The 7,058-nt window shown below is 62.3% G+C and carries 8 protein-coding genes; 6 read left to right on the top strand and 2 right to left on the bottom strand.

All coding sequences use genetic code 11. The features are described from left to right. On the top strand, window positions 1–321 hold a 321-nt coding region (locus ACLP2E_RS07500), incomplete at its 5' end, for a DUF167 family protein (protein WP_442465549.1). 77 nt (window positions 322–398) lie between these two features. After that, window positions 399–1,448 carry a MaoC family dehydratase gene (locus ACLP2E_RS07495; protein ID WP_442465548.1) on the top strand — a complete coding sequence of 350 codons (1,050 nt, stop codon included), beginning with the start codon at window positions 399–401 and terminating at the stop codon, window positions 1,446–1,448. 59 nt (window positions 1,449–1,507) lie between these two features. On the opposite strand, the gene ACLP2E_RS07490 is transcribed toward ACLP2E_RS07495, so the two are convergent. Both ACLP2E_RS07490 and ACLP2E_RS07485 read right to left on the bottom strand, forming a co-directional pair. Beyond that, window positions 1,508–1,726, bottom strand: a complete 219-nt coding sequence (locus ACLP2E_RS07490; RefSeq protein WP_442465547.1) for a hypothetical protein — start codon at window positions 1,724–1,726, stop codon at window positions 1,508–1,510. Window positions 1,727–1,938: 212 nt separating this feature from the next. Then, window positions 1,939–2,880 (bottom strand): alpha/beta hydrolase family esterase, encoded by a 942-nt coding sequence (locus ACLP2E_RS07485; protein WP_442465546.1) that lies wholly within the window; start codon window positions 2,878–2,880, stop codon window positions 1,939–1,941. 215 nt (window positions 2,881–3,095) lie between these two features. Here ACLP2E_RS07485 and sdhC point away from each other — a divergent pair, with 215 nt between their 5' ends. From sdhC to ACLP2E_RS07465, 4 genes are all read left to right on the top strand, one after another. Beyond that, window positions 3,096–3,509, top strand: coding sequence for a succinate dehydrogenase, cytochrome b556 subunit (gene sdhC / locus ACLP2E_RS07480; RefSeq protein ID WP_442463715.1), 414 nt, complete (start codon window positions 3,096–3,098; stop codon window positions 3,507–3,509). Window positions 3,510–3,519: 10 nt separating this feature from the next. Next, a complete protein-coding gene (gene sdhD, locus ACLP2E_RS07475) occupies window positions 3,520–3,909 on the top strand; it encodes a succinate dehydrogenase, hydrophobic membrane anchor protein (RefSeq protein ID WP_442463716.1) in 390 nt (129 codons plus the stop codon). 69 nt (window positions 3,910–3,978) lie between these two features. Continuing rightward, window positions 3,979–5,811 carry a succinate dehydrogenase flavoprotein subunit gene (gene sdhA, locus ACLP2E_RS07470; protein WP_442465545.1) on the top strand — a complete coding sequence of 611 codons (1,833 nt, stop codon included), beginning with the start codon at window positions 3,979–3,981 and terminating at the stop codon, window positions 5,809–5,811. Window positions 5,812–5,891: 80 nt separating this feature from the next. After that, entirely contained in the window at window positions 5,892–6,671 is a 780-nt protein-coding gene (locus ACLP2E_RS07465) for a succinate dehydrogenase iron-sulfur subunit (protein WP_442465544.1), read from the top strand. The last annotated feature ends 387 nt before the right edge of the window (window positions 6,672–7,058 follow it).

Here is a 7,058-nt window from a genome sequence, read left to right as displayed (position 1 = left end):
GCCAAACCCTGGACGCCGCGCGAAAGCGGCGTTGTCCTGCATGTGCGTCTCACCCCCAAATCTTCGCGTGACGCGCTGGAGGGGATCGAGACGCGCGCCGACGGCGCCTGCGTGTTGAAGGCGCGGGTGCGTGCCGTCCCAGAGGACGGCAAGGCCAATGACGCTCTCATGACCCTGGTGGCTAAAAACCTCAAAATTCCTGCGTTCCGCATCAAAATCACTTCCGGCGCCGCCGCGAGGCACAAGACGCTGCTTCTGGAAGGCGACGTCGTCGAAATTTTGGCAAAGCTGGAGCATCTGGTCACGACGGCAAAGGGTTGACGCCCCACGCAACCTTGCCAACGACCGCTTGCATGGCCTAAAGCACGGCAGCCGAATTCGCACTGCTAGGGGCCGTCATGAGCAAGACCAACAAGGGCAATTTTTTCGAGGATTTCCGACTCGGCCAGGTGATCGTCCACGCGACCCCGCGCACCGTGACGGTCGGCGATGTCGCGCTTTACACCGCGCTCTATGGTTCGCGTTTCGCCGTGCAGTCTTCCGACGCCTTCGCGCAGTCGATCGGCTATTCCCGCAGCCCCGTCGACGATCTGCTGGTCTTCCATATCGTGTTCGGCAAGACCGTGCCGGAAGTTTCGCTCAACGCCGTGGCCAATCTCGGCTATGCGGATTGCCGCTTCCTCGCGCCGGTCTATCCCGGCGACACCCTGTCCTCGAGTTCGGAAGTCATCGGCCTCAAGGAAAACTCCAGCGGCCAGACCGGCGTGGTTTATGTCCGCTCGCGCGGCGTCAACCAGCGCGGCGCGGTGGTTTTGGAATATGTTCGCTGGGTGATGGTGCGCAAGCGTAACGAAAATGCGCCGGCGCCGGCTGAAGTAGTGCCGCAATTGCCGCGGGCCCTGGCGCCCGACCAGCTTGGCGACGCCTGCCCGATCATCGAATCGCGCAAATATGATGTCGCCCTGTCAGGCTCGCCCCATCGCTGGGGCGATTACCTGCCCGGGGAGCGTATCGACCATGTCGACGGCATGACGGTGGAGGAAGCCGAGCACATGCTCGCCACCCGCCTCTATCAGAACACGGCCAAAGTCCATTTCAACCAATATACCGAGGGCCAGGGCCGTTTTGGTCGCCGCCTTATCTATGGCGGCCATGTCATCTCATTGGCCCGCGCCTTGAGCTTTAACGGTCTCGGCAACGCCTTCCATATCGCTGCGATCAACGGCGGCCGCCACGTCAGCCCGTTGTTCGCCGGATTGACGGTTTTCGCCTGGACGGAAGTGCTGGAGCGCGCCGAAATCCACGGCCGTTCCGATGTCGGCGCCCTGCGCCTGCGCACCATCGCGACCAAGGACCAGCCAACCGCCGCCCATCCGCTGAAACAGGGCGAAAACTACGACCCCAGCGTCATTCTCGATCTCGATTATTGGGCGCTGATGCCGCGCTGATCCTAAAAACAAAAAAGCCCCCGCGGGCGAGGCCGGCGGGGGCTTTTTGTCGAGTAAGTTCAGCCGCGCGTAAGCACCACGCACAACACCAGCATCAGCGCCGCCTCGGTGATCGCCACAGCGCCGATGCCGCCAAGGCCGAACAGGAAACCGGCGACGACGTTCACGACCAGAACCAGGGCGACAATGGCGATGAACGCGCGCAAGGTGGCGGCTTCGGATTTTTGCGCTTCCACGAAATCGAGAGCGGCGGCGGCGGCGGTGGCGTTGCTGGTCATGAAATCCTCTTTCGCTCTGCGGAACTGCCAAATGGACGCGCACGCGGGTCGCTCGCGAAAACGCGGCGCCGCATGGCGTTCAACGGCATAGTGCAGATCTGACAGCAAAAAAATGGGCCTAAAGCGCTATTGCGGCGCGCTAAAAAGGCTTGCCGGTATCCGCAATGATCTGGATCAAAAATCATCGCCAGAACGAAACGCTGCGTCGCCGGTCAGGCGCCGTTGCGTTTCAGGAATTCCCACACTGCGCGGCTGGCGTCGAAATCGCCGCTTTCCTCGGCCGCCGGCTCGCCGTTATGCTCGGGCCTGTGGCCAGGATTGTGATAGCCGCCGCTGTCGATGCGGATCAATTCCACCGGCGCCTTGCAGCCGGAATAGGACATGATGGCGCCGCGCACCAATTTCGCCGCCCCGTGCGGCTCGCGTTCGGGGAAGGGCTTGTCCTCGCGGCGCGCGCCACAGCCATTTGCCTTGGCGAACAGGGCCAGGGCGCCTTCAGCGGGCAGTGCGTCGAAGGAAGACTCGCCCAGGATCGCCTTGCCGCCGCCGAAGGGAATGCGCGGATCGGAAGCGAGGCTTACGGAGACATAGGCCATCGGATTCGGCGCGCAATTAGCGAGGTCGGCCGGCATGGCGGAAAAGCGCGTCGAGAGGCCTGCCACCGGGCGGCCAAGGCCGGCGCAGGCCGCGCGATAGGCCAGGACGCCGCCGGAAGATACGCCGACCAGGAAGATCCTGCGCGGATCGGCGACGCCCTGATTGATATAGTGCTCCACCAGATCGTGCAGAAACTTGACGTCGCGGTCGGCCTCGGCGCCCGGCCCCTCGGGCCAGACGCCATTGGCCGCCTCGGGATAGACGAAAATAGGACGGTTCGTGTCGGCGATGTCCTCGATCCCGGAACGACGACGCAAAAACGTTCCCATGCCTCCGCCCCGACGCAGGACGATAATCAGCGGACGCCGCCGCAATTTCAGGCGATCGCGCAACACCACCATGGCGTGGCGCGAAATCCCGCCGGATTCGATGGTCAGCCGCGCCGCGGCCGAAGCCGGCGCCGGCAGGGCAAAAAAGCTGGCGGCAAGCGCCAGCAGGCCGGCCATTACGGCCCGTTTGGAAGAAAAAAAATTCACCTGCGCATTCTCCAGCCGCATTAGGTTTCGCCGCTTTGCGTTGCGAAAGCAAGACACCCGCCCAACGAAGCGGTGAATTTCCGCTTCCCGCCTTCCGACGCCTGATTGACCGAATGGTTGATGCGCAGTCCATTGCACTGCAATCGTGATTGGATTAGTGAGGGTTCCAAGCTTTAAGGCGGCGCGCCAAACTTGCGCCGCCCGACCCTATTCGTCGAACTGGAAGGGTGAATTTCATGGCCGAGGCAGATCCCAGCCAGATCCCGCTGGAGCAGCGCCGCCCGCTGTCGCCGCATATGCAGATCTATCAATGGTCGCCGACCATGGCCGCCTCGATCGCTCATCGCGTGACCGGCGTCGGCCTTTACATCGGCACGCTGCTGCTTGCCTGGTATCTGCTTGCGGCGGCCGCAGACTCTCACAGCTTCCAGGCGGCCTCGGCCTTTTTCGGCTCGTTCCTCGGGCAACTGCTCCTGTTCGGCTATACTTTCGCGCTGATGCTCCATGCGATGGGCGGGATTCGACACGCCATCTGGGACGCCGGCCATGGTTTCGACCCGGACGCCCGCGACAAGCTCGCCTGGGGCTCGCTCATCGCCGCCGGCGTTCTCACGGTCCTGATCTGGATCGCCGTTCTCATCCTGCGCTGAGGAGCCAGCAATGACCCAGCAAGCCAAACTGCAAACCCCTCGCGCCCGCGTAACCCACCTCGGATCCGCCAAGTCCGGTACGCTGCATGCGTGGCGTGTACGCTTGACCTCCTTCGCGCTGCTGCCCCTGACCATCGCCTTCGTCGTCATCCTGATCTCGCTGGCGGGACGCGATTTCGAAGGCGCCCGGGCTCTGCTTGGCTCGCCCTGCCCCGCCATATTGATGCTGCTGTTCATCGGCGCCGGCGCCTGGCACATGGCGCTCGGCATGCAGGTCGTCATCGAGGATTATGTTCACGGCGAACACGCAAAGACGTTGGCCCTGATGGCCAACGCCTGTTTCAGCGCCGCCGTCGGCCTAGCCGCCGTCTACGCCGTGCTGCGCCTGAGCTTCACCTGATCGCCACGCCGGACGCAGCGTGAAGCCGCGCCGTCTCATCGTCTTACTCTACGCTTAAGGGCACTTCCAATGGCACCCATCGACGCCCCGGCCAAAGCGGCCATCGGCGGCAAGGCCTATCCGATCGTGGACCACACTTTCGACGTGGTGGTGGTTGGCGCGGGCGGCGCCGGCTTGCGCGCCACGGTCGGCTGTTCGCAGGCAGGCTTGCGCACGGCCTGTATTTCCAAGGTCTTTCCCACCCGCTCACATACGGTTGCGGCGCAGGGCGGCGTTGCGGCGTCGCTGGCGAACATGGGGCCGGACAATTGGAAATGGCACATGTACGATACGGTCAAGGGCTCCGACTGGCTCGGCGACCAGGACGCGATCGAATATTTGTGTCGCAACGCTCCCGCCGCCGTCTATGAGCTAGAACATTGGGGCGTTCCTTTTTCCCGTACCGCCGACGGCAAGATTTACCAGCGCCCGTTCGGCGGCATGACCACCGATTACGGCCGCGGACCGCCCGCTCAGCGCACCTGCGCCGCCGCCGACCGCACCGGCCACGCCATGCTGCACACGCTGTATGGCCAGGCACTGAAGAACTCGACCGAATTCTTCATCGAATATTTCGCCATAGACCTGATCATGGATGCGCAAGGCCGCTGCCGTGGCGTCGTCTGCATGAAAATGGACGACGGGACTATTCACCGTTTTCGCGCCCAGCTTGTGATCCTGGCGACCGGCGGCTATGGCCGCTCCTATTTTTCCGCCACTTCCGCGCATACCTGTACCGGCGACGGCGGCGGCATGGTTTTACGGGCTGGACTCCCCTTGCAGGATATGGAATTCGTGCAGTTCCATCCGACCGGCATCTACGGCGCCGGCTGCCTGATCACCGAGGGCGCGCGCGGCGAAGGCGGCTACCTGACCAATTCGGCCGGCGAACGCTTCATGGAGCGCTATGCGCCTTCCGTGAAGGATCTGGCGCCGCGCGACATGGTCTCGCGCGCCATGACCATGGAAATCCGCGAAGGCCGCGGCGTCGGCAAGAACAAGGACCACATTTTCCTTCATCTCGACCATCTCGACCCGAAAATCCTGCATGAGCGCCTGCCCGGCATTTCGGAAAGCGCCAAGATTTTCGCCGGCGTCGATGTGACCCGCGAGCCGATCCCGGTCCTGCCGACCGTCCATTACAATATGGGCGGCATCCAGACCAATTATCACGGCGAAGTGCTGACCAAGAAGGACGGCGATCCCGACGTCGTGGTGCCCGGCCTGATGGCGCTTGGCGAAGCCGCCTGCGTTTCGGTCCATGGCGCCAATCGCCTCGGGTCCAATTCGCTGATCGATCTGGTGGTGTTTGGCCGCGCCGCCGGCCTGCGCGCCGCCGAAATCGTCACGCCCGGCGCGAAGCAGGACAATCTGCCGGAGAATTCGGCCGATCTCGCCCTTTCTCGCCTCGACCATTACCGCAACGCCAATGGCGGAACGCCGACGGCCGACCTGCGCCTGCGGATGCAGAAGGTGATGCAGAACAATTGCGCGGTCTATCGCACCGGCGAGGTTCTGGAGGAAGGCGTCAAGCTGATCCACGACGTGTGGAAGGCCCGTGACGACGTGCGCGTCACCGATCGCTCGTTGATCTGGAATTCCGACCTGATCGAGACGCTGGAATTCGACAACCTGATCGTTCAGGCCGTCGTCACCATGGAAGGCGCGAGCAACCGCAAGGAATCCCGCGGCGCCCATGCCCGCGAAGATTTCGCCAACCGCGACGACGTCAACTGGATGAAGCACACTCTGGCCACCATCGACGACGCCGCCAAGGCGGTGAAAATCGATTACCGCCCGGTGCATAACTACACCATGACCGACGAAGTCAGCTACATCGAGCCGAAAGCGCGCGTGTACTGAGATTTCCCCGGCCGGGGCCTTCCCGCCCCGGCGAAGAGATTTTTCGCCCGGCAAGGGTGAAACGTGAGAGAGCAAGCCCAATGGTCGAACTGGCGCTTCCCAAAAATTCCGTGGTCGGCAAAGGCAAAAGCTGGCCCAAGCCCGCGGGCGCGAAAAAACTGACAGAATTCCAGATCTACCGCTGGAATCCCGACGACGGCCGCAACCCGTCGATCGACACCTATTGGCTCGACCTCGAGGATTGCGGCCCGATGATCCTCGACGCCCTGCTCTATATCAAGAACAAGATCGACCCTACCCTCACCCTGCGCCGCTCCTGCCGCGAAGGCATTTGCGGCTCCTGCGCGATGAATATCGACGGCGCCAATACGCTCGCGTGCACGAAGGCGATCGACGAGGTCAAGGCGCCGGTCAAGATCTATCCGCTGCCGCATATGTCGGTGGTCAAGGACCTCGTGCCCGATCTGACCAATTTCTACGCCCAGCATGCGGCGATCGAGCCCTGGCTGAAGACCGAGACGCCGGCGCCGGAAAAGGAATGGCTGCAATCGCCTGCGGATCGCAGCAAGCTCGATGGCCTCTACGAGTGCATCCTCTGCTCCTGCTGCTCGACCTCCTGCCCCAGCTATTGGTGGAACGGCGACCGCTATCTCGGCCCCTCCGCGCTTTTGCAGGCCTATCGCTGGCTGATCGATTCGCGCGACGAATCCACCGGCGAGCGTCTCGACAATCTGGAAGACCCGTTCCGGCTCTACCGCTGCCACACCATCATGAACTGCGCCCGCGCCTGCCCGAAAAACCTGAATCCGGCAAAGGCCATCGCGGAAATCAAGAACATGATGATTTCGCGACAGGTGTAATGCGAAAAGGGTGATCGGGCGACGGCGTTTGGGAATCAAGGAAAAGCGCGCCAAAACGGCGCGTTTTTTTCGTTCCCTGTCCCGCAGTTCCGGCAAATCAAGAAGTGAATGAAAAAATGGCGCGGCGAAACCGCGATTTGGCGGGTGAAAAATGTTCACGTTTTGTTTCACGTGAAACGAGACCTGGACGCGACTCGGGGCCCTTGCGCCTTTTTCATTGAAACAAGATGATTTTTCCGTCCCATGCCTTCGGTCCGCGCGAGAACCGGAACGCTTCGCGCCTCGCCGCCGGGAAACACAACCTCGCGGTTGAGCGAATGAAAACGGGGTGAAAATGAACGAAAAACAGCGGAAATAAGCACGTTTTTACGCAAATCGATCGAAAAA

The sequence above is a fragment of the Rhodoblastus sp. genome (assembly GCF_052145335.1).
Classification (GTDB): domain Bacteria; phylum Pseudomonadota; class Alphaproteobacteria; order Rhizobiales; family Beijerinckiaceae; genus Rhodoblastus.
Note: the sequence above shows the minus strand (reverse complement) of the source record. Positions and strands in the feature narration are given on the sequence as shown.